Origin of the sequence: Pseudomonas sp. YuFO8, from assembly GCF_035065025.1 — a bacterium.
Classification (GTDB): domain Bacteria; phylum Pseudomonadota; class Gammaproteobacteria; order Pseudomonadales; family Pseudomonadaceae; genus Aquipseudomonas; species Aquipseudomonas putida_AE.
In genome coordinates, this window is the sequence record NZ_JAXDEQ010000028.1 from 1 (window position 1) to 26,166 (window position 26,166).

The following is a 26,166-nucleotide window of genomic DNA, read 5'->3' on the forward strand; positions in this document are numbered from 1 at the left end:
CACGGCACCGGCCAGCACCACGCCGGCAATCAGCCACAAAGTACCGGGCAGATAGCCCATCTGCGCCGCCAGGACCGGACCGACCAGCGGCCCCGCGCCAGCGATGGCCGCGAAGTGGTGACCGAAGAGGATATGCTTGTTGGTCGGGACATAATCCAGACCGTCATTGTTGAGCACGGCGGGGGTAGCCCGTCGAGCATCGAGTTGCATGACATTATTAGCGATGAACAGACTGTAGTAACGATACGCAACGAGATAGATGGCCACGGCAGCGACCACGATCCACAAAGCGTTGATCGCTTCACCTCGGCGAAGTGCCACGACGCCCAGGGCGCACGCCCCAACGATTGCCAGCAGCAGCCAGGGTAAGTGGCGTAGCGGGCTATTATTATTTTTCATTTTATTATTCCAGCCAGAGTGGACAAGAAAGACAGCAACATCGAGTTTAGCTCGCCTGACAGCAAAGGCCATACCCCAACATTGGTCTAGACACCTGGCGGCGCTGGCAGCTTTTCGCGATGCCGGTCTATAGTCAGCGTACATTTCCGAGGATCGTGCCATGAGCGAGCTCCCTGCCGAACGTCGCCGTTTCAAACGTATTGCGTTCGATGCCAGAACCGAGCTGGGCCAGGGGCCGTTCATCTGGCTGGTGAAACTGATCGACCTGTCGCTCAAGGGCTTGCTGATCGAGCGGCCGGAACCCTGGCTGGGCGATCCGCAGCAAGATTTTTTTGTCGACATCCATCTGAGCGAAGACGTCGATATCGAGATGGATGTGCAGTTGACCCATCAAGACCACGGGCAGCTCGGCTTCGAGTGCAGGCATATCAGCCTGGAGTCCATTGAGCGCCTGCGGCGATTGATTGAATTCAATCTGGGGGATCCGCAGGAGCTTGAGCGGGAACTGGGTGCCCTCATCGAAATCTGAATCGCCCCCCCTGCAGGAGCGAGCTTGTTCGCGAAAAACGTCCGGATCACGCGCTCACTCAGACAGCGCGCGTCATCGTTAACGTCCATCGCGAGCAAGCTCGCTGCTACAGGGGATTGGTGTTATTCGAAGAGGGCGTCGAGCGCCTGCTCCAGTCGGGTGACCGCGATGATCTGTAACCCCGGCGGCGCTTCTTTCGGTGCATTGCCCTTGGGCACGATCGCCCGCTTGAAGCCGTGCTTGGCCGCTTCCTTCAGGCGTTCCTGACCGCTAGGCACCGGGCGAACTTCACCGGACAGGCCGACCTCACCGAACACCAGCAGGTCATGGGGCAGCGGCCGATTACGCAAACTGGACATGACGGCTGCCATCAAGGCCAGGTCAGATGCCGTTTCCAGTACTTTCACCCCACCAACCACGTTGAGAAACACATCCTGGTCGTGGGTGGGAATGCCGCCGTGCCGGTGCAAGACCGCCAACAACATCGCCAGGCGGTTCTGGTCCAGGCCCAGGGTCACCCGGCGCGGATTGGCCAGGTGACTGTCATCGACCAGCGCCTGGACTTCCACCAGCATCGGCCGTGTGCCTTCCCATGTCGCCATGACCACACTGCCTGGGACTTCTTCCTGGGCACGGGTCAGAAAAATAGCCGAAGGATTGGAGACTTCTTTCAGGCCTTTGTCGGTCATGCCGAACACGCCCAGTTCGTTGACCGCGCCGAAACGATTTTTTACCGCCCGCAACAGGCGCAGGCGCCCGTCGGATTCACCTTCAAAATACAGCACGGTGTCGACCATGTGTTCCAGCACCCGCGGCCCCGCCAGGGCGCCTTCCTTGGTCACGTGCCCCACAAGGAAAATCGCGGTGCCACTCTGCTTGGCATAGCGCACCAACAGCGCCGCGCTTTCGCGAACCTGGGACACGCCACCCGGCGCCGATTGCAGCTGTTCGGTGAAAATCGTCTGGATCGAGTCGATCACCATGACCCGGGGCTTTTCCAGCCGGGCGGTGGCAATGATGGTTTCAATGCAGGTTTCGGTCATGACCCGCAGCTGATCCTGAGGCAGCCCCAGGCGTCGGGCGCGCATGGCCACCTGCTGCTGCGACTCTTCGCCCGTGACATACAACGCCGGCATGCTCTTGGCCAGATTGCACAAGGTTTGCAGCAGAATGGTGGATTTGCCGATGCCGGGATCGCCGCCGATCAGCACTACCGAGCCGTCTACCAGGCCGCCACCGAGCACTCGGTCGAGCTCACCGGAAGCCGTGGAGAAACGCGGGACTTCCTCGACACTGACTTCAGCAAGGGTCTTGATTTGCGCCTGCTGGCCGGCCCAGCCGGTGCGACCGCTGGGCGCCGCTGCCCCGCCACTTTCCACCATGGTTTCGGTGAGCGTGTTCCAGGCGCCGCACTCGCCACATTGTCCGGCCCACTTGGGAAAGGTTGAGCCACACTCGGTGCAGCCGTACATGCGCTTGGCCTTGGCCATCGGAACTCCCGGCAAAAACCGCGATGATAACTCAGGTCAGCTGTCCTGGTACGTCGCGATTGATGCCAGACAACCTTAATTGAATACGGCTGGTGAATAGCAATCTTGTTCGAAAGACCTCAATTACAAATTCATAACATATAAGTTATTTACTTATACACAAATCCCCCAAACTACCTGGCCACCCTAACAGCAACAGAAAAAACCTGTACAAATATTAACTATCAACTCCCTGCACGTATAACACCCCTTAAATAGCCATACAAATATGGACGCCTGAATTTTACCTCCCACTAACTCCGATTGTAGATTGACACCCTGACCTAATAACTAGTGCAACCTGCTGGAAGACTTATCACCCATTCACCGGTGAGCGTCGGAACATTCAAATCATTCGTGCAATCCATAGCGATTTCTCTCAAGCCCCCATCATCGATTGCCCAGCGGCTGGAAGCAGATGCAAGGAGATCCCGGCGCATGGAGAAGCGCAATTGGTAAACTTTTTACCGCAGAATCAGTCGATTGCAGGCAGACCTCACACGCAGTCGTTTCGAGCAGGATGCGATCTGCTGATTTACACTGCGTTCACCAACCTCATCTGTAACAAGGAAATGTCCTATGGGCGTGATAAGCGAGTTCAAGGCCTTCGCCGTCAAAGGCAATGTGATCGACATGGCCGTCGGTATCATCATCGGCGCTGCTTTCGGCAAGATCGTGACGTCGTTTGTCGGCGATGTGATCATGCCCCCTATCGGTCTACTGATCGGCGGGGTGGACTTCAGTGACCTGGCCATTACGCTCAAGGCCGCCCAGGGCGATGCCCCGGCGGTGGTGCTGGCGTACGGTAAATTCATCCAGACCCTGATCGACTTCGTCATCGTCGCCTTCGCAATCTTCATGGGCGTCAAGGCCATCAACCGCCTCAAGCGTGAAGAAGCCGTCGCGCCCACCCTGCCGCCGGTTCCGACCAAGGAAGAAGAGTTGCTCGGTGAGATTCGCGACTTGCTCAAGGCCCAGAACAACCGACCTTGAAACAAACGGCGCCATCAAGGCGCCGTTTTTTTACCAGAAGTTCTCGACCGCCACCTGACCGGGTCGCCGGCTGAGGCTCAAGTGCATGTCGCGCTGCTTGAGCAATTTGCGCGTGTCATCGATCATCTGCGGGTTTCCGCACAACATCACTCGTGAATGCTCAGGCGTCAGCGCCACGCCAGCCGCCCGCTCCAGCTCGCCGTTTTCAATCAAGGTGGTGATCCGCCCGTTGAGGGCGCCGGGGTGCCGCTCGCGAGTCACGGTGTTGATGAGCTGCAACTTGTGGGCAAACTCCTGCAAATAGTCGCGCTGCGCCAAGCCGGCGATCAGCGCCTGATAAGCCAATTCCCTGGACTCCCGGACGCTATACACCAGGATGATGCGCTCGAATTTTTCCCAGACCTCGAAATCCTGCAGGATCGATAGAAACGGTGCCAGACCTGTACCGGTGGATAACAGCCACAAATCACGGCCGTCGACGAAGCGGTCGAGTGTCAGGTAACCATAGGACTGCCGATCGACCAGCAGCGTATCGCCCACGCCCAGCCGGCTGAGCTCGCTGGTGAATTCGCCGCCGGGTACGACGATGGAAAAGAACTCGAGAAACTCGTCGTAGGGTGAAGACACCATGGAATAGGCGCGCCATACCGTACTGCCGTCCGCCTTGACCACGCCCAGCCGGGCGAATTGCCCCGCGCGAAAGCGAAAACCTGCATCCCTCGTGGTGCGCAGGGTGAACAGGTTCGACGTCAACGGCTGGACATCGAGCAAGGTCTGGCGGGTAAATTTCTCTTCACTGGCGGTCATGGGGTGCTCCCTTCAACACATGACCGCAGTGTCTCGCATTGCGGGCCCCATAAACACCGGCGATTTGTAGTGTTTTTAGCGAAACATCTTCTGATGAGTGACTATTCCCAAACACATTTAACCACTTGGTTAAACAATAAGAAAACCTGCGCAATTACATTAACACTGACATCTTTCGAACTCGATAACATTAGAACCATAAACCTGATTTGAAAATTTAAACAAAACAAAAAATTCTCACCGCCCTGTATGAAACATCCTACAATCCGTGCGTACTGGACATTGGATCCATACACACCCGAGCCGAAAAAGACGGGAGCTCAAAGATGGAAAGGTGGAAGGAGTTACAACTCAGCCAGATAGCCGGCGCAAAGGAGATCGACACCGCCTACCAGGTAGCGCTGCGTTTCGCGAAAAATATCGGATATAAATTTTTTGAATTTTCAGTCACTTACAAAACCAGATCGGAGCAAATAAACACACTCAGACTCAACAATTATCCTGCAAGCTGGAACACCGAGTATGAACAGAAAAAACTTGGTAAAATTGACCCAGTAGTGGCTCATTGCAATCAAACCATGTTGCCCGTTCTATGGAGTGAAGAGCTCTTCTGCAAAGTCCCATCGATGTGGGAAGCGCTTGGAATTCAAGGATTCAACACGGCTGGTCGCAATCGTTGCATGACGACGAAAGCGGCCTGTTCAGCATCCTGAGCCTGGCCCGGAGCCATTGTCCCATCAGTGCGTTTGAGCTGTACGAGAATTTCGGCTTTTCCGTCTTCATAGGACAGCATCTGCATGCACTGGCCGCACAATCGCTTCCAAAGCATTCGGCAAAATCGGCTGCGACGAATTTGTCGCTTCGGGAAATCGACGTGCTGAAACTCGCAGCCGATGGCAAGACGGCCTACGAGAGTGCCAGGATTCTCAATCTCAGTGCACGCACCGTCAATTTCCATGTGCAGAGTGCGATTGAGAAACTGGGGGTCAATAACAAGATTTCGGCCGTCATTGCCGCAGTCAAGGCGGGCTATTTCGGCAGCGGCGCGCTGCGCTGATCACAAAACCTGCGGGTAATCCAAAAGAAAAAATCGTACCATTTGCATCCCTCTCGAGTGTTGACGTGTAAAAAAGCATGCCGCAGTTCACTCGGACGGTCCCGCCCGCAACAACGCCTCAGGGCCGCGGAACATCCTCGTTTATCTATCAGAGCCTCCTGCCCGATGCCCTTGCTCGAAACCCCGTTCGCCCAGCTCGACCTGATCCGCCAGCCCGAACAGCAGAACGAACCGCTGCAAGCCTTTGACGCCGCAGACGAGTACCTGCTCAATCACCTGGCCGAGCAGCAGCCCGCGGCGAATTCGCGGGTACTGGTGCTGAACGACAGTTTTGGCGCATTGGCCGTCAGCCTGGCAGGCAGGGTCAATGTGACCAGCAGCGGCGATTCGTTCCTGGCCTTGCAGGGGCTGGAAAAGAATCTGGTCCGTAACGGCCAGGCGTTTGACGCCGTGCCCCACGTACCGGCCAGTGAACCCTTTATGGGACCGTTCGACCGGGTGCTGATCCGGGTGCCGAAGACACTGGCATTACTGGAAGAACAACTGATCCGCCTGCAAGGCCAACTGTCGCCCGGCGCCCAGGTGATTGCCGGAGCAATGCTCAAGCATCTGCCGCGTGCGGCCGGCGATCTGCTGGAGCGCTATATTGGCCCGGTGCAGGCCTCGTTGGCGGTAAAAAAAGCCCGGCTGTTGATCGCCACGGCTCAAGCCAAAGCCGCCGTCGAGTCCCCTTACCCGAGCCGTTATCGACTGGATGATCCGGCGATCGAGTTGCTCAATCACGCCAACGTGTTCTGCCGTGAAGGCCTGGACATCGGCACGCGTGCCTTCTTGCCGTACCTGCCGAAGAACCTCGGCAGCGCAAGGGTCGCCGATCTCGGTTGCGGTAACGGCGTGCTGGCCATCGCCAGTGCCCTGCAAAACCCCGAAGCCCGCTACACGCTGGTCGATGAATCCTTCATGGCGGTGCAATCGGCCGCCGAAAACTGGCGCGCCACGCTGGGTGAGCGGGAGGTGATCGTGCGGGCGGGCGATGGCCTGGCCGGGCAGGAGCCCCAGTCGCTGGATGTGGTGCTGTGCAATCCACCGTTTCACCAACAACAGGTGGTGGGTGACTTCCTCGCCTGGCGGATGTTCCAGCAAGCCCGTGAGGCGCTGGTGGTGGGCGGAGCGCTGTACATCGTCGGCAACCGCCATCTGGGCTATCACAGCAAGTTGGCGCGCTTGTTCCGCGGGGTCGAGCAAGTGGCGGCCACCCCGAAATTCGTGATCCTCAAGGCGCGCAAGTAACACGCAGAAAAAACCCTCCAGCTGGAGGGTTTTTTACGCCATGGATCTGTCAGTGAGTCGTCAGGCCTGCGGCGTTCATGAACATGCGCATCAGGCTGGCGACAATGAACAGCGCGCCGACGCTGCCCGCCCAGATCAAGGCCAACCAGCCGAGCCGCTGCCACAGCGGTTTTTTTTCGGCTTGCTCGATGTCGTGCAGGGAATGTTTGCCGGGCATGGCACATTTCTCCAATAAAGGTCGGATGGCGCCTGTGCTGACGCCATCGCGAGCAGGGGCCTAGTGATAACCATCCTCGTGAGTGACCTTGCCGCGGAACACGTAGTAGCTCCAGAAGGTATACCCCAGGATGAACGGGATGATGAACAGCGTGCCCACCAGCATGAAGCCTTGGCTTTGCGGCGGTGCGGCGGCGTCCCAGATCGAGATCGACGGCGGCACGATGTTCGGCCACAGGCTGATTCCCAGCCCGCTATAACCGAGGAAGATCAATACCAGCGTCAACAGGAATGGCGTGTAGTGCGCATTGCGCGCCACCGCGCGGATCAATCCGTAGAGGGTCACTAGCACCAGGATCGGCACCGGCAGGAACCAGAACAGGTTCGGCAAGGTGAACCAGCGCGCTGCAATCTCGGCGTGGGCCAGAGGAGTCCAGATGCTGACGACACCTATCACCGCCAACAAGACGAACGCCAAGGGGCGCGCCAGATCGTGCATCTGTTCCTGCAACTTGCCTTCGGTCTTCATGATCAGCCAGGTGCAACCGAGTAAAGCATAGGCCACCACCAGCGCGGCGCCGCAGAACAGGGTGAAGGGGGTCAGCCAATCCAGCGAGCCGCCGGCAAACTGCCGATCGACCACCGGCAGGCCATCGATGAACGCCCCCAGCGCTACGCCCTGGAAGAACGTTGCGGCGATCGAACCGCCGATGAATGCCTTGTCCCACAAATGGCGCTTGTCGTCCTTGGCCTTGAAGCGGAATTCGAACGCCACGCCGCGGAAGATCAGCCCGATCAGCATGAAGATCAGCGGTAGATACAAGGCCGAGAGCACGACCGAATAGGCCAGCGGGAAAGCCCCGAACAACGCCGCACCGCCCAGCACCAGCCAGGTTTCGTTGCCGTCCCAGACCGGGGCGACGGTGTTCATCATCACATCGCGGTCGCTCTTGCCGGGAATGAACGGAAAGAGAATGCCGATACCGAGGTCGAAACCGTCCATGACCACGTACATCATGATGCCGAAGATGATGATCACGGCCCAGATCAGCGGAAGATCAATACCCATGATTCAAATCTCCTTGGTCACGGTGTGGTCGTGATCGGCGTGTTCATCGTCCGCTGCGGACAACGGACGCGCCGGCGTACGTTTCTGGCCGGGACCGCCTTCGTTGGTTTCCTTGCCTTCGTCGATCTTCGGCCCTTTGCGCACCAAGCGCATCATGTAGCCGAGACCTGCACCGAACAGCGCGAAATACACCACCACGAACAGGATCAAGGTGATGCTCATCTGCATGAAACTATGGTTGGAGGACGCATCCGCCGTGCGCATCAGGCCGTAGACCACCCACGGCTGGCGACCGATTTCAGTGGTGAACCACCCGGCGAGGATCGCAATCAACCCGGACGGCCCCATCCACAACGCCAGGTAGAGGAAAGGCCGCGAGGTGTACAGCTTGTCGCGCTTGCGCAGCCACAGGCTCCACAGACCGGTGAAGATCATCAGCAAGCCAAGGCCGACCATGATCCGGAACGACCAGAACACAATGGTCGAATTCGGCCGATCCTCGGGTGGAAATTCCTTGAGCGCCGGCACCTGTTTATCCAGCGAGTGGGTCAGGATCAGGCTGCCCAGGTACGGAATCTCGACGGCGAACTTGGTCTTTTCTTCCTTCATGTCCGGCCAGCCGAACAGGATCAACGGAGTCGCCTCGTCGCCCTTGTTTTCCCAGTGGCCCTCGATCGCGGCGATCTTGGCCGGTTGATGCTCCAGCGTATTGAGGCCATGGAAGTCGCCGATGACCGCCTGGATCGGTGCGACGATCAAGGCCATCCACATCGCCATCGACAACATGGTGCGGATCGCCGGGTTGTCCTTGCCGCGCAGCAGATGCCAGGCCGCAGAGGAGCCCACGAAGAACGCCGTGGCGACAAACGCCGCCGTCGCCATGTGCATCAAGCGGTACGGAAAGGACGGGTTGAAGATCACCGCCAGCCAGTCGGTGGGAATCACCTGGCCGTTGATGATTTCAAACCCCTGGGGCGTTTGCATCCAGCTGTTGGAGGCGAGAATCCAGAAGGTCGAGATCAGCGTGCCAATGGCGACCATGACCGTGGAGAAGAAGTGCAGGCCGCGTCCGACCTTGTTCCAGCCGAACAGCATGACGCCGAGGAAACCGGCTTCGAGGAAGAATGCCGTGAGCACTTCATAGGTCAGCAACGGACCGGTCACCGCGCCGGCGAAGTCCGAGAAGCGGCTCCAGTTGGTGCCGAACTGATAGGCCATGACCAGTCCGGAGACCACACCCATACCGAAATTGACGGCAAAGATCTTCGACCAGAAATGGTAGAGGTCCCGGTAGGTGTCGTTATTGGTTTTCAGCCACAAGCCTTCGAGCACCGCCAGGTAACTCGCCAGGCCGATGGTGATGGCTGGAAACAGGATGTGGAACGAGATAGTGAACGCGAACTGAATTCGGGCGAGATCAAGTGCCTCTAAACCGAACATAAGTCTTCCTCTGTCAGGTAGTACGGCTGCGGGCTCGAAGCCTGCACCCACGGCCCCCACGGATATGGAGTGTGGCGAATCTCTGTTTGTTCTTTTTTTGTACGCATCACAACGCAGGGAGTCTGGCCATTCGGCCACCGGATCAATTCCTTTTGTCGGTTTTGATCTGGATCAATCAACGATGAAAGAGTAGTCCCATTTACGGGGATGACCCGCGTGGTCTTTTGCCGCGTGACAAGTTGCCTCACGGCTTCAGTCACAGGTTGAAATGAATCAATGGAAGGCAGTGGACCAGAAGTCAGCGGAATCGATGCTTGGCTAACGAAATTTTCCCGCGCCGCAACTTCCTGTTACAGGTTGGTGATAATCTCGACCTTTCCCTCCCCAGACTTGCCTTCAAATGCCCAGCCAAGAGCCCTTGCTGTTACGTCACCATCGTCCTTTCATCGCCTTCTGGCTGGCCCGGGTTTTCACCGCCAGCGGTTTTCAGATGCTCACCGTGGCCATTGGCTGGAACCTCTACCAACTGACCGGCAACGTGCTCGACCTGGGCCTGGTCGGCCTCGTGGAGTTCGCGCCGCGCGTGCTGTTCATGCTGCACACCGGGCACGTTGCCGATCGCTACGACCGACGCAAGGTCGCGGCCATCTGCCAGTCGCTGCAAGCCCTGATCGCCCTGTCGCTGGCCATCGGCAGCGCGACCGACCATGTCACTCGGGAAATGATCTTCATCCTTGCATTCCTGCTCGGCGCCGCGCGCTCCTTCGAAATGCCGACCACCCAAGCCTTGCTGCCGAGCATCGTGCCCAGCGCACTGTTTCCCCGGGCCGTGGCCGCCGCGCAGTCGGCCCAGCAATCGGCGACCATCGTCGCCCCGGCACTCGGTGGCTTGCTCTACGCCTTCGGCAGCGTCTGGGTGTATGGCCCGACGGTGATCCTGTACATCATCGCCTGCGCACTGATGCTCAACCTGCCCGCCCGACAAACGCCTCTGAACAAGGGCAAGGCCACTCTGGATTCACTCCTGGCGGGCATCCGTTTCATCCGCAGTCGCCCGGACATTCTCGGGGCAATCTCCCTTGACCTGTTCGCTGTCCTGCTGGGGGGTGCGACGGCATTGCTGCCGGTGTTCGCCAAGGACATTCTGTTGACGGGCCCGTGGGGCCTGGGCCTGCTGCGTTCGGCACCGGCGGTGGGCGCGCTGCTGATGTCGCTGTTCCTGGCGCGGTTTGCCGTGGAACGCAATGTCGGACGGGTGATGTTCACCGCTGTGGGGGTGTTCGGCGTCGCGACGATCGCCTTTGGCTTGTCGACTTCGTTCTGGTTCTCGCTGGCCGTGCTGGTGGTCCTCGGCGCGGCCGACATGATCAGCATGGTGATCCGCGCCTCGTTCGTGCAACTGGAAACCCCGGACGAAATGCGCGGCCGGGTGAGCGCCGTGAACGGGCTGTTCATTGGCGCTTCGAACCAATTGGGCGAATTCGAATCCGGCCTGACCGCCCACTGGTTCGGCACCGTGCCAGCAGTCGTCATGGGCGGTATCGGCACGCTGGTGGTGACAGGGACCTGGATCAAGCTCTTCCCGACCCTGGCCAACCGCGACCGGATGCATGTGCCGGTGGAAGAGCTAAAGGCCTGAGGCTGTTGCCATCACAATTTTGCCGACCAGGTGCAATACGTAATTAACGCATAGAGTGTAAGGTATCGCCTTACACATTCCCCACGGGAGGCAGAACATGCCCACGCACAACCCGCCGCACCCTGGTGAAACACTATTGACGGATGTATTGCCCGAGTTGGGCATCAGCGTCGCGGAACTTGCCCGGCATCTTGGGTTTGCGCGTCCTCACCTGTCGCGGGTACTGCATGGACATGCACCAGTCAGTCCGGATCTGGCCGTACGCCTGGAGCGCGCTGGAATCGGCAAGGCTCGCATGTGGCTAGGGGTCCAGACCGACTATGACCTATGGCAAGCAGAGCAGCGTGAGCAACCGCCCATCAAACCCATCGCCGCTCACGCATGACGCCGTCTAAATCATCAACTCCCCCGCCACTGCCACCCGCGTGGCTTTGCCACACAACTGTTCCACCAGGGTCAGGGCAAATTCCAAAGCGCCACCCGACCCTTGGGCGGTGATGCAATTGCCGTCGACCACCACCGGTTGATCGACGAAGTTGCAGCCCGACAGTTGATGGCTGGCCGAGGGCAGGCACGTCATGCGCCGCTGGCGCAGCACGCCGAAGGTTTGCAGGGCCGTTGCGGGTGCTTCGGCAATGCCGGCGAACAGGCGCCCCGCCGCGGCCTGGTCCTTGATCAGTTGCTGCAGGGGCTGATGGGCGCTCAGATGTTGCGTCCCTGTGGCACCGCCAGGCAGGACGATCAGATCGAACGGCTGGGCCAGCAGATCCACCAGCATCGCATCGCAGGTCAAGCGCGTACCTCGGGCACAGGTGAGCATGCGCCGTCCCTCGATGCTGGCAACCACTACCTCGACTTTTGCGCGGCGCAATACATCGATCAAGGTCACGGTCTGCAGGTCATCGGCGCCCTCGGCGAGGGTAATCAAGGCTCGAAAGGTCATGGGAACAATCCACAGGAGAATTCTTAAAGCGTAGTCAGCTTTCCTGACGCCTGTTCGGGCCGCCGTCGTTACTTGATGTAAAGCTGGGTCGACAGCGTGTTGCCCGGCGCGTTGATCGAGGTATTGCTGAAGATGAACGTACCTTCCTGCTTACCTGCCAGATTGAAAATGTAAAGGTTGCCGACGATCCTGGTCCTTTGCGAGCAGTCGGTCAGGTTGCCGTTGTCATAAGCGCAAACCGGCGTGCGGGTGCCGTCCACTTCGAAGCCATCGAGCGCGGCATGGGGCTGGCTGCGACCGTAGCCCACTTCCAGCACATAGATCCTGATGTTGGGCCCCGCGTGGTTGCAGCGGGTCTGTGTCTGCCCTTCGTCAATCGTCTCGAAACCACAGCCCGGCGATTCGACCTTGAGCACCTTTACCTGGGTCAACGGCGGTGCCGATGCCGCCGAGGCGGATTGTGCCGCCAGCGCCAGCAGCATCAAGACAGCGGACATGATCGTCAGATGCTTTTTCATCCAATTGCCACCCAAAAAAACCAGCGCGCAGTATGGCGGGTTTGGACTGAACACAAAACATCGACGACGATCACCGCCATAAGCAGCCATAACCCCACGCTGCTGGTATGATGCGCGGCTTTTTCCGGCCCACAGTATTTTCCCAGGCGCGTTCAGCGGTCTGTGCTTTGCTGTTGAGGTCGATACATTCACGGCGCCGGGCGCGCCACGGGGAGCAGACATGCTGGAAAGGCTGTTTCAACTCAAGGCACACAACACCAACGTGCGGACCGAGATTCTGGCGGGCGTCACGACTTTCTTGGCCATGGCCTACATTCTGTTCGTCAACCCGAGCATCCTCGGCGAGACCGGCATGGACAAGGGTGCGGTGTTCGTCGCCACCTGTCTGGCAGCCGCCATCGGCTCCACAGTCATGGGCCTGATCGCCAACTACCCGATCGCGCTCGCGCCGGGCATGGGCCTGAACGCCTTCTTCACCTACACTGTGGTCCTGCACATGGGGCATACCTGGCAAGTGGCGCTGGGGGCGGTGTTCATCTCGGCGGTGTGCTTCTTCCTGTTGTCGATCTTCCGTATCCGGGAATGGATCATCAACAGTATTCCGCTGCCGCTGCGTTCGGCGATTGCGGCCGGTATCGGCCTGTTCCTGGCGCTGATCGCCCTGCACAACGCCGGTATCGTGGTGAGCAACCCGGCGACCATGGTCGGCCTCGGTGACCTCAAGCAACCGGCACCCATCCTCGCCACCCTGGGTTTTGCCCTGATCGTCGCCCTCGAAGCCCTCGCCGTGCGGGGTGCAGTGCTGATCGGTATCCTGGTGGTGACCATCGCTTCCATCGTCATGGGCTTCACCCCGTTCGGCGGCGTCATGTCGATGCCGCCGTCGCTGGCCCCGACCTTCCTGCAACTGGACATCAAGGGCGCACTGGACATCGGTCTGGTCAGCGTGATCTTCGCCTTCCTGTTCGTCGACCTGTTCGACAACTCCGGCACCCTGATCGGCGTCGCCAAGCGCGCCGGGCTGATGGGCAAGGACGGCCACATGCCGAAAATGGGCCGCGCACTGATCGCCGACAGTACCGCCGCAATGGCCGGTTCCCTGCTGGGCACCTCGACCACGACCAGCTACATCGAATCCGCTGCAGGCGTGAGTGCGGGCGGCCGCACCGGCCTGACCGCTGTCGTCGTGGCGATGCTGTTCCTGCTGGCGCTGTTCTTTTCGCCACTGGCCGCCAGCGTTCCCGCGTTCGCCACGGCCCCAGCGCTGCTGTTCGTCGCCGTGCTGATGACATCCGGCCTGGCCGAAATAGACTGGGACGACATCACCGTCGCCGCGCCGGTCGTCATTACCGCGCTGGCCATGCCATTCACTTATTCCATCGCCAATGGCATCGCCTTCGGTTTCATTGCCTGGACCGCCATCAAACTGATGTCCGGTCGTGGCCGTGAGCTGAACCCGGCGCTGGTGATCCTGTCGATTCTGTTCGTGATCAAGCTCGGTTGGTTCAACGCATGACTTTTGATTCCCAGGCCTACACCGTCCAGCTCGAAGAAAAGGTCACACGCCTGCGTGACCTGCTGGCCCCATTCGACGCGCCCGAGCCTGTGGTCTTCGACTCGCCGCTGCAGAACTTCCGCCTGCGTGCCGAATTCCGCCTGTGGCGCGAAGCCGGCGAGCGCCACTACGCAATGTTTTCCCAGGAAGACAAACGCACGCCGATCCTGATCGAAGAGTTCCCGATCGCCAGCCAGCGCATCAATCAATTGATGCCGCAGCTCAAGGCCGCCTGGCAAGCCAGTGCGCCTTTGAGTCACAAGCTGTTCCAGGTGGAGTTTCTGACGACCCTGGCCGGCGATGCGATGATCACCCTGTGTTATCACCGCCCGCTGGACGAGCATTGGCATGCAGCCGCGAGCAAACTGGCGGCGGACCTGAACGTCAGCATCATCGGCCGCTCCAAGGGCAAGCGCGAAGTCATCGGTCACGATTACGTGGTCGAGCAGCTGGAGGTCGGCGGCCGCACCTTCAGCTACCGCCAACCGGAAGGCGCGTTCACCCAGCCCAACGGCACCGTGAACCAGAAGATGCTCAACTGGGCGTACGACGCCCTCGGCGATCGCCCTGACGATTTGCTGGAGTTGTACTGCGGCAACGGCAACTTCACCCTGCCGCTCGCGACCCGAGTGCGCAAGGTGCTGGCCACCGAAATCAGCAAGACCTCGGTCAACGCGGCGTTGAGTAACCTCAGCGAAAACGCTGTGGATAACGTCACGCTGGTGCGTTTGTCCGCCGAAGAGCTGACCGAAGCCTTGAACGAAGTGCGCCCGTTCCGCCGCCTGCAGGGCATCGACCTGAAAAGCTACGAGTTCGGCAGCGTCTTCGTCGACCCGCCTCGCGCCGGCATGGATCCGGACACCTGCGAGTTGACCCGACGCTTCGACAACATCCTCTACATTTCCTGCAACCCGCAAACCCTGGCGGACAACATCGCCCAGTTGCACGACACCCACCGCATCACCCGATGCGCGATGTTCGACCAGTTCCCATGGACGCATCACATGGAATCCGGGGTGTTGTTGACCCGGCGGTGATTGCTGTGGCCACAAACAAATCAGCCGTCATCTCGACGGCTTTTTTGTGGGCGTTCAAACCACGACGTCGACTTTGCGTGGACGTCCACCTTTCCTGCCATTGGCCCTCGCCGCCTCGGCCTTGGCGGCGCTGCTCTGCCGACCGTTGCGCGAAGCAATCACCGAAGCCGCCATCGCCATCAATGGCTCGCTGGCCGAGATCATTCCGGCGATAGAGATCTGCAGGTCCTTGCCTTCGTGGCAGAGCGCGGTGCCGGTAAAACCCACCTCGAAACCAGCAAAATCCTCGATCTCGAATCCATCGAACTCAGGGTAGTTTCCAACTGGCAGCAACACCCCGCTGCCATCTTCGAAGCTGACCGCCAGACACGGAGCCTGAAAGGTGACCGACGTCGCCTGCAGCCCGCTGCTTTGGCGAGACTTGCCTCGTTCAATCGCTCGATCAAGGCGGGCCTCTGTCACCGGCCGATCTACCTGGACCTTGGCTTTTACCGTTTTCATAACTCGATCTCCACACATTCCTGTGCACCTATCAGGGATAACCGCGTCCTGTTCGTTTGCGGCTCATACAAAGCCGAACCAATCATGTTGGTGGTACTGACAATCCTCTTCACCACAACGACCTCTCCGGTTTGCCAATCCCACAATTGATTATCAAGGCAGGCCGTTTGCAGTTTTCGCCACCAGATGCGACGAGCACGCAGCAAATGGGCAGGCAGCTTGAGCGATTGGCGCAACCCCTCAAGTACCGCAATCGGTGGCCTGCGCGAGAGTGGAACCACATCCCAGAGTTCGACACCGTTGTGCCAAAAGCTGAATCTGAATCGCGCACTCCACGCGCCTGCCTCCACATGTGCGTGAGGAGGACAATGTTCATCACGCAACATGATCACCACCGAGAGCCCTTTGTAGCTGCATATCTTCATGCTAACCCATCCGTTAGGTTAATGAGTCGAAAGATTCGACATTCCTGGGGAAAACTGACGACCGGCGCCTCGAACACTCAATCGTCAATACGCCTCTGAGACTAGCGTTCAGCGGCGCCCTGGGCCGATGGAGGCCCCGGCAAAATCGTAAGCATTGCTTTCACGCACCCCACAAAAAAAGCCGTCGCTGGGACGGCTGTCTTTTGAAGGTCCTGCATCTCCCTGAAATACTGATTTAATGCGTTCATTTGATCCCCGGTGCAATCAATCATGCAGCGACAATTCGACGATCTTCAACTGGGCAGCATCGAGCTTTTTTGCCTGGCTGCCGAAGCAGGCAGCTTCACTGCCGCCGCACTGGTGGCGGGCGTCACACCGGCCGCGGTGAGCCGTTCGGTGTCGCGTATGGAAGAACGCCTTGGCGTGCGGTTGTTTGCACGCACCACCCGCAGCGTCAAGCTGACCGACAGCGGTCGGCGCTACTACGAAGAATGCCGCCAGGCATTGGCGCAACTGGTCGAAGCCCAGCGCGAGGTCATGGGCCAGCAACAGGTACCTTCAGGAACCTTGCGCATCAGCATCCCGACCACTTATGCCCACCACCGCATCCTGCCGTTGCTGCCGGCCTTTCGCGCGCGCTTTCCGGCGGTGAAGGTCGAGTCGCACATCAGTAATCGCAACATCGATTTCGTCGGCGAAGGTTATGACATGGCGATCCGTGTGCGCGCTATTCCGGACTCCGGCCTGATCGCCCGGCAGCTTGAAGATGCCGCGCTGGTGATGATTGCCAGCCCCGAATACCTCAAGCGGGCCGGCACGCCGCAAACCCTCGACGACCTGCAACAGCACGAGTGCATTCAATACGAACTGCCCAGCAGCGGCCGGCGCATTGCCTGGTTGTTCAATGACGGTGGCATACAGCGCGAAATTCTCGCCGAGGGCAACTTCAGTTGTTCCGACGATGTATTGGGTGGCGTGACCCTGGCGAAACATGGTGCGGGGTTGTTCCAGACCTATCGATTTATCGTCGAGAAGGAACTGGCCAATGGCTCGCTGGTAGAAGTGCTCAAACCTTATGGGGGGCGTTCGCGGCCGTTTACCCTGCTCTACCCGCAAAGTCGTCATATGCCCCTGCGGTTGCGCGCGTTCATCGACTTCCTGGTGGAGCAGTTGCCACGCTGAAACGAAACCGTCCGATCACCGCACACAAAAGGACCGTATGCGGGCGGTCCAATTGACCAAATTAACCATCTGGTACATTTTATCTCCACAGGCCGAGACCTTGGCCAACGCCAAAAATAATAAGTGGAGAAACCTTGATGTCCCCTATCATTCTGGTGCTCAACGGCCCGAATCTGAACCTGCTTGGTACCCGTGAACCGGCGACTTACGGCCACGAAACCCTGGCTGATATTTCCGCCATGTGTGGCCGAGCCGCCGAAGAGTTCGACCTGGCGGTGGAGTTTCGCCAGACCAACCACGAAGGCGAACTGCTCGACTGGATTCATGCCGCCCGCGGCCGTTGTGCCGGGATAGTGATCAACCCGGCCGCCTGGACGCACACTTCGGTGGCGATCCGCGATGCGCTGGTCGCCAGCGAACTGCCGGTGATCGAAGTGCACCTGTCCAACGTGCATGCTCGTGAGCAATTTCGGCACCACTCCTTCGTCTCGGGCATTGCTACGGCGGTAATGGCCGGTTTTGGCAGCCATGGCTATCGCCTGGCACTGGAGCATTTCAGCCAACGTCTGAAGGGGTGAGCGTGATGAGCAAGAATCAAACCGTACTGGCAGGCCTGATCGGCGCCGGCATCCAGGCTTCCCGCACCCCTGCCCTGCACGAGCATGAAGGCGATGCCCAGGATTTGCGTTATCTGTATCGCCTGATCGACCTCGATCAACTGCAACTCGACAGCAACGCCCTGCCCGAGCTGCTGCTGGCTGCCGAACGCATGAACTTCACCGGCCTGAACATCACCTTTCCGTGCAAGCAGGCGATCATCCCGCTGCTCGACGAACTGTCGCCAGAAGCCCGTGGCATTGGCGCGGTGAACACCGTGGTGTTGAAAGACGGCAAACGCATCGGCCATAACACCGATTGCCTGGGGTTTGCCGAAGGTTTTCGGCGTGGCTTGCAAGGCGTTGCCGTTGAGCGCGTCGTACAAATGGGCGCCGGCGGCGCTGGTGCGGCAGTGGCCCACGCGTTGTTGAGCGAAGGCGTACAACAACTGAGCATTTTCGATGTGGAAATCAGCCGCGCACAGAGCCTGGCGGACAACCTCAATCAGCATTTCGGCAGTAACCGCGCGGTGGCCGGTCATGACCTGGCATTGACCCTGGCCGAGGCTGATGGCCTGGTCAACACCACGCCCATGGGCATGAAAAAACTGCCAGGCATGCCGGTGCCGGTCGAGTTGCTTCGGGCTGAGTTGTGGGTGGCGGAGATTGTCTATTTCCCGCTGGAAACCGAACTGCTGCGTAATGCCCGCGCCCTGGGCTGCCGAACGCTGGATGGCGGCAACATGGCGGTGTTCCAGGCGGTAAAGGCATTCGAATTGTTCAGCGGCGTGGTGCCGGATGCGCAGCGGATGCTGGCGCATTTTCAGAGCATGAATGGTTAAAGATCAAAAGATCGCAGCCTTCGGCAGCTCCTACAAGGCTGCGATCTTTTCAGGCCTGCAGATATCGCAGGACCGACTCGCAAATCATCTCCCGATGACGCTGCTTGATGCTCTCGTCCGGCAAGTCGATCTGAAAGATCTCGCCGAAAGTGTGGCGGTTCGACACGCGATAGAAGCAGAACGAACTGATCAGCAAATGCACATCCAACGGATCAAGCCCTGTGCGGAACAGCCCTTGCTCGGCACCGCGACGCAGGATCTCGCCCAGTGAATCAAGGATGGTGTTATTCATGGCCTTGATTGCATCGGAGCGTTTCACGTATTCGGCGTTGTGAATGTTCTCGATGCTGACGATGCGCACGAAATCGACGTTGCGGTCATGGTGATCGAAGGTGAACTCCACCAGCCGCCGAATCGCCTCGACGGGCGGCAGTTCCGCCAGGTGCAGCCGGTTTTCGGTATTGCGGATATCGCCGTAGAGCTTCTCCAGCACCTCGACGTAGAGCTGTTCCTTACTGCCGAAGTAGTAATAGATCATGCGCTTGGACGTGTGGATGCGCTCGGCGATGGCATCGACTCGAGCCCCGGAAAGCCCTTGCTGAACGAACTCGACAATCGCCTCCTGCAGAATGTTCTCGCGGGTTTTTTCCGGATTGTTCTTGCGACTCTTGCGCGGTTCGGCAACCGGTTGATCGGGTGCTGCGGAGAGTTCTGAAGTCATTGTCATTGCGGGCTCACGGCCATCACTGCACAGGCTGGCGATTATGAGCCGCGCCGCACAGTGAAGGAAGCCGTGCGGCAGCGGTTTGTCGGTGTGGTTACGATTTTCCTACAACTTTGTCTGACGCACCGCACCGCTGCGGGATTTGGCCATGGCTGCCAGGCGCACCGCCACGTTGGCCGCGCCGTAACCGGCATAACCGTTCTTGCGCTGAATGATCTCGAAGAAGAACCGCCCTTCGAACGGTTCGGTGTACACGTGGAACAGCTCACCGCCCTGGGCATCACGGTCGTACAGCACGTTGTAATAGGCCAGTTCGCTGAGAAACTCGTCGTCAAAATCGAAGCGCGCCGCCAGGTCATCGTAGTAGTTGAGCGGAATATCCAGCAGCGGCACGCCCGCCGCCTTGGCGCGACTGACTTCGGCAAAGATGTCATCGCAATCAAACGCGATGTGGTGCACGCCGGAGCCGCGATAACTCGACAACGCGTGTGAGATGGCGGTGTTGCGGTTTTCGGAGATATTCAGTGGCAGGCGAATCGAACTGTCACGGCTGCGCAGCGCGCGGCTCTTCACCAGACCATAAGGATCTGGCAGCACCACTTCGTCATCGGCCTCGAAGTCCAGCAGGCTCTTGTAGAACAGCACCCAACTGTCGAGGCTGTCGGCGGGCAGCGCCATGGCCATGTGGTCGATGCGCTTGAGGCCACCGCCGGTCACTACGGCCGGTTGCAGGTTGAAGTCGGTACCATAGACATCGGCGTCTAGATCGACGAGGTAGATCAGGCTGCCATCCGGCGCGCGCACGGCGGCCAGTTCCAATTCATTGGGACCGACCAATCCGCGATACGGCTGGCCTTTGTAGGCCACGGCCCTGGCCAGCGCGCTGGCACTGTCCTTGACTCGCACGGCGGTGGCGCACAACGATGGACCATGGGCCTCGAAGAAACTGTGGGCGAACGAGTACGGTTCGGAGTTGAGGATCAGGTTGATATCGCCCTGGCGCAGCAGGCTGACGCTCTTGGAGCGATGCTCCCCGGCCTTGACGAAACCCAGCCGCTCCAGCCAATGGGAGAGCTTGGCGCCGAGGCTTTCGTCCACGGCGAACTCGAGAAACTCGATGCCGTTGTATTCGCTGGCCTTCGGCGTCTCGAACAGAATCTCGGGGTTGGCCGTTGGTTTGGCTTCCTGGGCCAGGCGCTCGCGGGTTTTCTCTTCCAGGTACAGCAACGAGCGCAAACCGTCGGCAGCGTTGGCTCGAGGCGGCGCGGCGCGGAAACCGTCGTTGAAGATCTCCAGCGACAGTGGCCCGGTATAGCCACTCTTGATGATCGGCGCGAGGAAACCCGGCAAATCGAATTCGCCCTGGCCCGGGAAGCAGCGGAAATGCCGGCTCCACTCCAGCACGTCCATGGCCAGGATCGGGGCATCGGCCATTTGCACGAAGAAAATCTTGTCACCGGGAATCTCGGCGATGGCGCTCGGGTCGCCCTTGAGCGACAGCGTATGGAAGCTGTCGAGCAATACGCCGAGGCTCGGATGATCGGCCTGACGGACGATGTTCCACACCTGTTGCCAGGTATTGACGTGGCGTCCCCAGGCCAGCGCTTCGTAACCGATACGCAGGCCTCGCGCGCCGGCGCGTTCGGCCAGCAGGCGCAAGTCGTCGACCAGGATCTGTTCATCACCGATGGAGTCGGCCGAGGCGTTGCTGCACACCAGCACCAGGTCGGTGCCCAACTCCTGCATCAGGTCGAACTTGCGCTCGGCCCGCTCAAGGTTGCGCGACAGACGGTCACGGCGGCAGCCTTCAAAATCCCGAAATGGTTGAAACAGCGTGATGGCGATCCCGAGATCGGCGCACATCTGTTTAATTTCTCGCGGGCTGCCGTCGTAGTAGAGAAGGTCATTCTCGAAGATCTCCACGCCGTCGAAACCGGCGGCGGCAATGGCTTCGAGTTTTTCCGGCAGGGTACCGCTCAAGGACACGGTGGCAATGGAACGCTGCATATTTCGACTCCCGGTGATGGAGGCAATCTTGTTAGGGGTATCGCACGCTTGTTGCAGCGGCCCCGCTGCCGGGAATGGCGGTCTCACGGACGCCATCGCCGGCAAGCCGGGCTCCTACAGGGATTGCGTTTAGCTTTGAATGAATTATTGGCCTGGCGATCCCCCACGGCAATTCAAAGTGTACTATCCAGTTAGTTTTTCGTGCGATTATCGAACAAAATGGCCGTTAGCGAATTGACGATTTTTCGTCCACTGCGCAACATCAACACCACATTGGGTCCGGTCATGAATCATCGGTTCCAGTTAACAAGACCCTGAACACCACATAAAAATTTCAAAAAACGGGTATACGCTCATGCGCTCATTAAACGCCTTGCTCGATTACACCACCGTCATTACGCCTTGCCTGGCGTCCATCCGAACCCCGCGCACCGCTGGCACCCACGTGCCGCTCGCTGAATAACTCGTCAGCCGACGAACACAGCCGATCAGTCCAACCGCGCCCGTCGCCCTCGATTGATCACGCGCCCTTGAAGTCCCGACGAGCTTCGCTTGTCAGTCATTGAACGGATGGCACAGATGAATCCTACACATAGCTCACGCATGGCTCCGGCCATGAGCGCTGCCACTGGCGGCATCGGCGACAAGATCCGCGGCGCCATGGCTGTCGGCAAAACCCGTTGGGGCATGCTGGCGCTGGTGTTTTTCGCCACCACCCTGAACTACATCGACCGCGCCGCCCTGGGCGTCATGCAGCCAATCCTGGCCAAGGAAATGAGCTGGACGGCGATGGACTACGCCAACATCAACTTCTGGTTCCAGGTCGGCTACGCCATCGGATTCGTGCTGCAAGGCCGCCTGATCGACCGGGTCGGCGTCAAGCGCGTGTTCTTCTGCGCCGTGCTGCTCTGGAGCCTGGCGACCGGCGCCCACGGCCTGGCCACTTCGGCGGTCGGCTTCATGGTCTGCCGCTTCATCCTCGGCCTGACCGAAGCCGCCAACTACCCGGCCTGCGTGAAGACTACGCGCCTGTGGTTCCCGGCCGGCGAGCGCGCGGTGGCCACCGGTATTTTCAACGCCGGGACCAACGTCGGCGCCATGTTCACACCGATGTTGCTGCCACTGATTCTCCACGTGTGGGGCTGGCAGGCGGCGTTCCTGTGCATGTCGGCACTGGGCGGGATCTGGCTGGTATTCTGGGGCCTGAAGTACTTCAACCCGGAAGATCACCCACGCGTCAAACAGTCGGAACTGGACTACATCCAGAACGAAGTGGAACCGGAACAAGTCCGCGTACCCTTCTCGAAAATCCTGCGCATGCGCGGCACCTGGGCCTTCGCCCTTGCCTACTCGATCACAGCGCCGGTGTTCTGGTTCTACCTGTACTGGCTGCCACCGTTCCTCAACCAGCAATACAACCTGGGCATCAACGTGACCCAGATGGGCATCCCGCTGATCATCATCTACCTCACCGCCGACTTCGGCAGTGTCGGTGGCGGGATCCTCTCCTCGTTCCTGATCGGCCGCGGCGTCAATCCGATCAAGGCGCGCCTGATGTCCATGTTCCTGTTCGCCTGCTGCATCATCGGCGTGATCATGGCGGCCGGCTCCAGCAACCTGTGGGTCGCAGTGGCCGCCATTTCCCTGGCCATCGGTGCGCACCAGGCCTGGACCGCGAACATCTGGAGCCTGGTGATGGACTACACGCCCAAGCACATGATGAGTACGGTGTTCGGTTTCGGCGGCATGTGTGCGGCGATTGGCGGGATGTTCATGACCCAGCTGGTCGGCCACATCCTGACTGTCACCAACAACAACTACACCGTGCTGTTCACCCTGATCCCGGCGATGTACTTCATCGCGCTGATCTGGATGTACTTCATGGCCCCGCGCAAGATTCCGAAAGTAGAAGGCTGATGTTCCCTCGGCGCAGGCCCGGTTTCGGGCCTGCGCTTTTTTTTGCCTGTTGTTCAGGAGCGATCAGCGACGGCTTTGCTGCCAGGCCGCCGCCAGGCCACTGCAGCAGATCACGGCGATCCCGACGACGGTGGTCAGGGTCGGCGTGTGGGAAAACAGCAGCCAGCCCAGCAGGCCGGCAAACACGATCTGACAATAGCTGAAAGGCGCCAGCAAGGCTGGCGCCGCATGCCGGAAGGCCTGGGTCAGGAACAGGTGCGCCGTCATCCCGCAGGCACCCAGCGCCAGCATCATCGCGCCGTGCAGCAAGGTCGGTACCTGCCAGAAGAACGGCACCAGCGCACTCATGACCAGGGTGTTGCACAGCCCGGCAAAGAAGTTGCTGGTGGTCGGGCTGTCGATCTCACTGAGCTTGCGGGTCAGCAATTGGTAGAAGCAGAAAAACAACGCCGAGCACAACGGCAACAACACCGCCGGGGTGAACAGATCACCACCGGGGTGCACGATGATCAGCACCCCTATAAACCCGCAGATCACCGCCAGCCATTGGCCACGGGTGACCTTCTCCCCCAGCAACGGCACCGACAGCGCGGTCACCAGCACCGGTGCCAGGAAGTTCACCGACGTTGCCTCGGCCAGCGGGATGTACATCAATCCCGTGGTGAAAAACAGGCTGGTGCCCAGCAGGCACAAGGCCCGAATCAGTTGCAGCAACGGCCGCTTGGTCCGCAGCACGCGCAGCCCGGATTGCGGCAGGAATATCCCGGCCATCAGCAAGGTGTGCACCACATAACGCGCCCAGACCACCATGACAATCGGATAGAACCCGGAAAGGTACTTCGACAGGGCGTCATGGCTGGAAAACAGGAAGGTTGCGACAACGATCAGCAGGATCCCTTTGAAGGGCTGATTGACGCCGGAAAGCGGGGTGCTGACGGTCATTGGGGTTCCTTGTTCAAATCAAAAGCGTCGCGGGACCTATGTCAGCCGCGCCAGCAATTCACGGGTTTTGCTCAATGCCATCTGCGCCCGATCCAGCCCGCTCACGCCCTGCTCCAGCAGTTGCACGGTGGGAATCTCCAGGCTCAATGGAATGTTAGCCGGCAAACACCGCAACAGCCCCGGCAAATCACAATCGCCATCGCCGGGAAAACGCCGTTCATTACGCGCCTGCCGCAAGATCTCTGCCATGTCGGCCGGCCTGGGCCCCGCCACGTCGCACAACTGCGCATACCGTAACCGCGAGGGGGCAACCCTGGCCAGATCTTCCAGCCGCGACCCGGAGCGATCGAAGTGAAAGGCGTCGACCAGCACCGCCGCATTTTCACGCCCCGCCCTTTCGACGATGCGCACGGCTTGCTGCAGATCTCGCGCGTCGGTCCAGGGCATGAACTCCAGGTGCGGGTGCAGCCCGTAAGGCGCCGCCAGATCACACAGCCTGGCGAAATTCTCGGTCATTCGCTGCTCGTCAGGATCGTTGCCGGCCACCAGCAATTCAGTGGCACCGAATTCGGCGCCCACCGCCAGCACTTGCTCGAAATCGGCCACCAGGGTGTCCGGTTTCAGCCGCAGGATTTCCACATCCAGGACACGAATGCCGGTGTCGCGCAGACGCGCCAGGGTCTGGCGCCGCAGATCGCCATCCGCCACCAGCGCGAAATGGTGTTCCTGCGGCGTCGCCGGCACCAGGCGCAAGCCAACATGGCTGTAACCGGCCCGCGCCGCGACCTCGACCATGTCCGGTGGTGACAACTCCAGCACGGTAAGACTGGCCAGGGAAAAGATTCGTTCACTCATGCTCAATCCTCGATCAGGGCCGGTGCGCAGGCGCGCCCGGTTTCAGCGGCCTGGCGAATCGCCTCGACCAGCGCCAGGGTGCGGGCTGCGTCAGCGGCGCTGACCAGCGGCTCGACCTGCCCACGCGCCACGCGCACGAAGTGCTGCAACTGCAAGCGCAGCGCGGGTTCAACACTGAAAGGCTCGTTCGTCGACGCCAGGGGTTGATGCCAGCCACCATCGGCTTGCGTGTAGTGCCAGTGCTTGAGCTGCGGGATACTGAGCGCCCCGGCGGTTCCCGCCAGCAAATAGCACGGCTGGTCGGCCTGGCGTGGATACACCGGGTTCTCTCCGGAGCCCAACTCCCAACTCCAGGGCGCTGCCACCGCATCGGACCCGGTCAGGCTGCCCAGCGCACCGTTGTCGAATTGCAGCAGCACGGCCGCGCAATCCTCGTTGGCAAACCCGCGCACGGCGTTGCTGGTGATGGCCTGCACCTGGCGCACTTCACCGCACAAATGCCGGAGTAGATCGAGGTCGTGGATCAGGTTGGTCAACAACATGCCCGCACCGGGCTCACGGCGCCAGGCCGTTTCGAAATAACTGTCGGGTTTGCGCAATTGCCAGAGTGCGGTGACGGTGCTCAACCGGCCCAACGCGCCGCTGTGGACAAGTTCATGGGCGCGGACGATCAACGGGTTGTGGCGTCGATGATGGCCGACCAGCACGGGAACGCCGCTCGACTTCGAGGCAGCCACCAACTCCCGGGCCTCATCCAGGTGCACACCCACCGGCTTTTCCAGCAACACTGGTACCCCGGCAGCCAGGCAATCGAGCGCGGTGCTGACGTGCAGCGTATTCGGGTTGGCGATAATGACCGCCTCCGGCTTTGCCTGCTCCAGCATCTGACGATGATCGGCGAAATACCCCACGCCCCATTCTCTCGCGAGGCCCGGCGCTTGCGGGCCGGGGTCGGCCACGGCGCACAAGGTCGCTTCAGTCAGGGTTTTCAACTGCTGGTAATGCTGCTGGCCCATGTTGCCAGTGCCGATCAAGGCTATACGCAGTGGTGAACTCAAGGTGCGGTCCTCTTGTGTTATTGTTGGAATCAACAATTTAGAACCTGGTTCCAGATTCTTACACAAGCGCGCATTGAAAGTGTTCGAACAGCGCAC

26 protein-coding genes and 1 pseudogene are annotated in these 26,166 nt (G+C 59.8%); 12 read left to right on the plus strand and 15 right to left on the minus strand.

The window, feature by feature from the left end:
* Positions 1-399: carbon starvation CstA family protein (locus tag SOP95_RS21985; RefSeq protein ID WP_323608305.1), on the minus strand; the 399-nt coding region annotated here is incomplete at its 3' end.
* A gap of 160 nt (positions 400-559) precedes the next feature.
* On the opposite strand from SOP95_RS21985, the gene SOP95_RS21990 reads away from it, so the two are divergent.
* Positions 560-928, plus strand: coding sequence for a PilZ domain-containing protein (locus tag SOP95_RS21990; RefSeq protein ID WP_323608306.1), 369 nt, complete (start codon positions 560-562; stop codon positions 926-928).
* 122 nt (positions 929-1,050) lie between these two features.
* Here SOP95_RS21990 and radA read toward each other — a convergent pair whose 3' ends face one another.
* Complete coding sequence (radA, locus tag SOP95_RS21995; RefSeq protein WP_274074518.1) at positions 1,051-2,418, minus strand: DNA repair protein RadA; 1,368 nt, start codon at positions 2,416-2,418, stop codon at positions 1,051-1,053.
* 618 nt (positions 2,419-3,036) lie between these two features.
* Here radA and mscL point away from each other — a divergent pair.
* Positions 3,037-3,450 carry a large-conductance mechanosensitive channel protein MscL gene (gene mscL / locus SOP95_RS22000; RefSeq protein ID WP_274074517.1) on the plus strand — a complete coding sequence of 138 codons (414 nt, stop codon included), beginning with the start codon at positions 3,037-3,039 and terminating at the stop codon, positions 3,448-3,450.
* A gap of 30 nt (positions 3,451-3,480) precedes the next feature.
* On the opposite strand, the gene SOP95_RS22005 is transcribed toward mscL, so the two are convergent.
* Complete coding sequence (locus SOP95_RS22005; RefSeq protein ID WP_274074516.1) at positions 3,481-4,257, minus strand: ferredoxin--NADP reductase; 777 nt, start codon at positions 4,255-4,257, stop codon at positions 3,481-3,483.
* A 326-nt stretch (positions 4,258-4,583) separates the two neighbouring features.
* On the opposite strand from SOP95_RS22005, the pseudogene SOP95_RS22010 reads away from it, so the two are divergent.
* Positions 4,584-5,314, plus strand: a pseudogene (locus SOP95_RS22010) (helix-turn-helix transcriptional regulator).
* 165 nt (positions 5,315-5,479) lie between these two features.
* Positions 5,480-6,604 carry a methyltransferase gene (locus tag SOP95_RS22015; RefSeq protein ID WP_323608307.1) on the plus strand — a complete coding sequence of 375 codons (1,125 nt, stop codon included), beginning with the start codon at positions 5,480-5,482 and terminating at the stop codon, positions 6,602-6,604.
* Positions 6,605-6,653: 49 nt separating this feature from the next.
* Here the strand turns inward: SOP95_RS22015 and SOP95_RS22020 are convergent, their stop codons facing one another.
* From SOP95_RS22020 to SOP95_RS22030, 3 genes are read right to left on the minus strand one after another with little or no spacing between them, the layout of a single operon-like run.
* Complete coding sequence (locus SOP95_RS22020; RefSeq protein ID WP_323608308.1) at positions 6,654-6,821, minus strand: DUF2474 domain-containing protein; 168 nt, start codon at positions 6,819-6,821, stop codon at positions 6,654-6,656.
* 60 nt (positions 6,822-6,881) lie between these two features.
* Positions 6,882-7,889 carry a cytochrome d ubiquinol oxidase subunit II gene (gene cydB, locus SOP95_RS22025; RefSeq protein ID WP_274074512.1) on the minus strand — a complete coding sequence of 336 codons (1,008 nt, stop codon included), beginning with the start codon at positions 7,887-7,889 and terminating at the stop codon, positions 6,882-6,884.
* A 3-nt stretch (positions 7,890-7,892) separates the two neighbouring features.
* On the minus strand, positions 7,893-9,329 hold the full coding sequence (locus SOP95_RS22030) for a cytochrome ubiquinol oxidase subunit I (protein ID WP_274074511.1): 1,437 nt from the start codon (positions 9,327-9,329) through the stop codon (positions 7,893-7,895).
* A 400-nt stretch (positions 9,330-9,729) separates the two neighbouring features.
* Here SOP95_RS22030 and SOP95_RS22035 point away from each other — a divergent pair, with 400 nt between their 5' ends.
* On the plus strand, positions 9,730-10,968 hold the full coding sequence (locus SOP95_RS22035) for an MFS transporter (RefSeq protein ID WP_323608309.1): 1,239 nt from the start codon (positions 9,730-9,732) through the stop codon (positions 10,966-10,968).
* Between the two features lie 97 nt (positions 10,969-11,065).
* Complete coding sequence (locus tag SOP95_RS22040) at positions 11,066-11,353, plus strand: HigA family addiction module antitoxin (RefSeq protein ID WP_323608310.1); 288 nt, start codon at positions 11,066-11,068, stop codon at positions 11,351-11,353.
* Between the two features lie 6 nt (positions 11,354-11,359).
* On the opposite strand, the gene SOP95_RS22045 is transcribed toward SOP95_RS22040, so the two are convergent.
* Both SOP95_RS22045 and SOP95_RS22050 read right to left on the minus strand, forming a co-directional pair.
* A complete protein-coding gene (locus SOP95_RS22045; RefSeq protein WP_323608311.1) occupies positions 11,360-11,911 on the minus strand; it encodes a DJ-1 family glyoxalase III in 552 nt (183 codons plus the stop codon).
* 68 nt (positions 11,912-11,979) lie between these two features.
* A complete protein-coding gene (locus SOP95_RS22050; RefSeq protein ID WP_323608341.1) occupies positions 11,980-12,429 on the minus strand; it encodes a DUF4879 domain-containing protein in 450 nt (149 codons plus the stop codon).
* Positions 12,430-12,649: 220 nt separating this feature from the next.
* Here SOP95_RS22050 and SOP95_RS22055 point away from each other — a divergent pair, with 220 nt between their 5' ends.
* Positions 12,650-13,945, plus strand: a complete 1,296-nt coding sequence (locus SOP95_RS22055; RefSeq protein ID WP_274074507.1) for an NCS2 family permease — start codon at positions 12,650-12,652, stop codon at positions 13,943-13,945.
* The gene (gene trmA / locus SOP95_RS22060) at positions 13,942-15,021 is read left to right on the plus strand and encodes a tRNA (uridine(54)-C5)-methyltransferase TrmA (protein ID WP_274074506.1); all 1,080 of its coding nucleotides are present in this window, start codon (positions 13,942-13,944) and stop codon (positions 15,019-15,021) included. Before SOP95_RS22055 ends, trmA begins: the two co-directional genes overlap by 4 nt.
* Before the next feature lie 54 nt (positions 15,022-15,075).
* Here trmA and SOP95_RS22065 read toward each other — a convergent pair whose 3' ends face one another.
* Positions 15,076-15,522 (minus strand): DUF2442 domain-containing protein, encoded by a 447-nt coding sequence (locus tag SOP95_RS22065; protein WP_274074505.1) that lies wholly within the window; start codon positions 15,520-15,522, stop codon positions 15,076-15,078.
* On the minus strand, positions 15,519-15,947 hold the full coding sequence (locus tag SOP95_RS22070) for a DUF4160 domain-containing protein (RefSeq protein WP_323608312.1): 429 nt from the start codon (positions 15,945-15,947) through the stop codon (positions 15,519-15,521). Before SOP95_RS22070 ends, SOP95_RS22065 begins: the two co-directional genes overlap by 4 nt.
* A gap of 270 nt (positions 15,948-16,217) precedes the next feature.
* Here SOP95_RS22070 and SOP95_RS22075 point away from each other — a divergent pair, with 270 nt between their 5' ends.
* The 3 genes from SOP95_RS22075 (at position 16,218) to SOP95_RS22085 (ending at position 18,567) form a co-directional block, all read left to right on the plus strand.
* A complete protein-coding gene (locus SOP95_RS22075; protein WP_274074504.1) occupies positions 16,218-17,129 on the plus strand; it encodes a LysR family transcriptional regulator in 912 nt (303 codons plus the stop codon).
* Positions 17,130-17,266: 137 nt separating this feature from the next.
* On the plus strand, positions 17,267-17,707 hold the full coding sequence (gene aroQ, locus SOP95_RS22080) for a type II 3-dehydroquinate dehydratase (RefSeq protein ID WP_274074503.1): 441 nt from the start codon (positions 17,267-17,269) through the stop codon (positions 17,705-17,707).
* Positions 17,708-17,712: 5 nt separating this feature from the next.
* Positions 17,713-18,567, plus strand: a complete 855-nt coding sequence (locus SOP95_RS22085; protein ID WP_274074502.1) for a shikimate dehydrogenase — start codon at positions 17,713-17,715, stop codon at positions 18,565-18,567.
* A 49-nt stretch (positions 18,568-18,616) separates the two neighbouring features.
* On the opposite strand, the gene SOP95_RS22090 is transcribed toward SOP95_RS22085, so the two are convergent.
* A complete protein-coding gene (locus SOP95_RS22090) occupies positions 18,617-19,294 on the minus strand; it encodes a TetR/AcrR family transcriptional regulator (RefSeq protein ID WP_274074501.1) in 678 nt (225 codons plus the stop codon).
* Positions 19,295-19,396: 102 nt separating this feature from the next.
* Entirely contained in the window at positions 19,397-21,298 is a 1,902-nt protein-coding gene (gene quiC / locus SOP95_RS22095) for a 3-dehydroshikimate dehydratase QuiC (RefSeq protein ID WP_323608313.1), read from the minus strand.
* Between the two features lie 579 nt (positions 21,299-21,877).
* Between quiC and SOP95_RS22100 the strand changes: the two genes are divergently transcribed.
* Positions 21,878-23,215 carry an MFS transporter gene (locus SOP95_RS22100; RefSeq protein WP_406591190.1) on the plus strand — a complete coding sequence of 446 codons (1,338 nt, stop codon included), beginning with the start codon at positions 21,878-21,880 and terminating at the stop codon, positions 23,213-23,215.
* A 63-nt stretch (positions 23,216-23,278) separates the two neighbouring features.
* Here SOP95_RS22100 and SOP95_RS22105 read toward each other — a convergent pair whose 3' ends face one another.
* From SOP95_RS22105 to SOP95_RS22115, 3 genes are read right to left on the minus strand one after another with little or no spacing between them, the layout of a single operon-like run.
* Positions 23,279-24,157: a DMT family transporter gene (locus tag SOP95_RS22105; protein WP_046815761.1), complete on the minus strand. Its 879-nt coding sequence runs from the start codon at positions 24,155-24,157 to the stop codon at positions 23,279-23,281.
* A 36-nt stretch (positions 24,158-24,193) separates the two neighbouring features.
* Positions 24,194-25,012: a sugar phosphate isomerase/epimerase family protein gene (locus tag SOP95_RS22110; RefSeq protein WP_274074499.1), complete on the minus strand. Its 819-nt coding sequence runs from the start codon at positions 25,010-25,012 to the stop codon at positions 24,194-24,196.
* 2 nt (positions 25,013-25,014) lie between these two features.
* Positions 25,015-26,070: a Gfo/Idh/MocA family protein gene (locus tag SOP95_RS22115; RefSeq protein WP_323608314.1), complete on the minus strand. Its 1,056-nt coding sequence runs from the start codon at positions 26,068-26,070 to the stop codon at positions 25,015-25,017.
* Between the last annotated feature and the right edge of the window lie 96 nt (positions 26,071-26,166).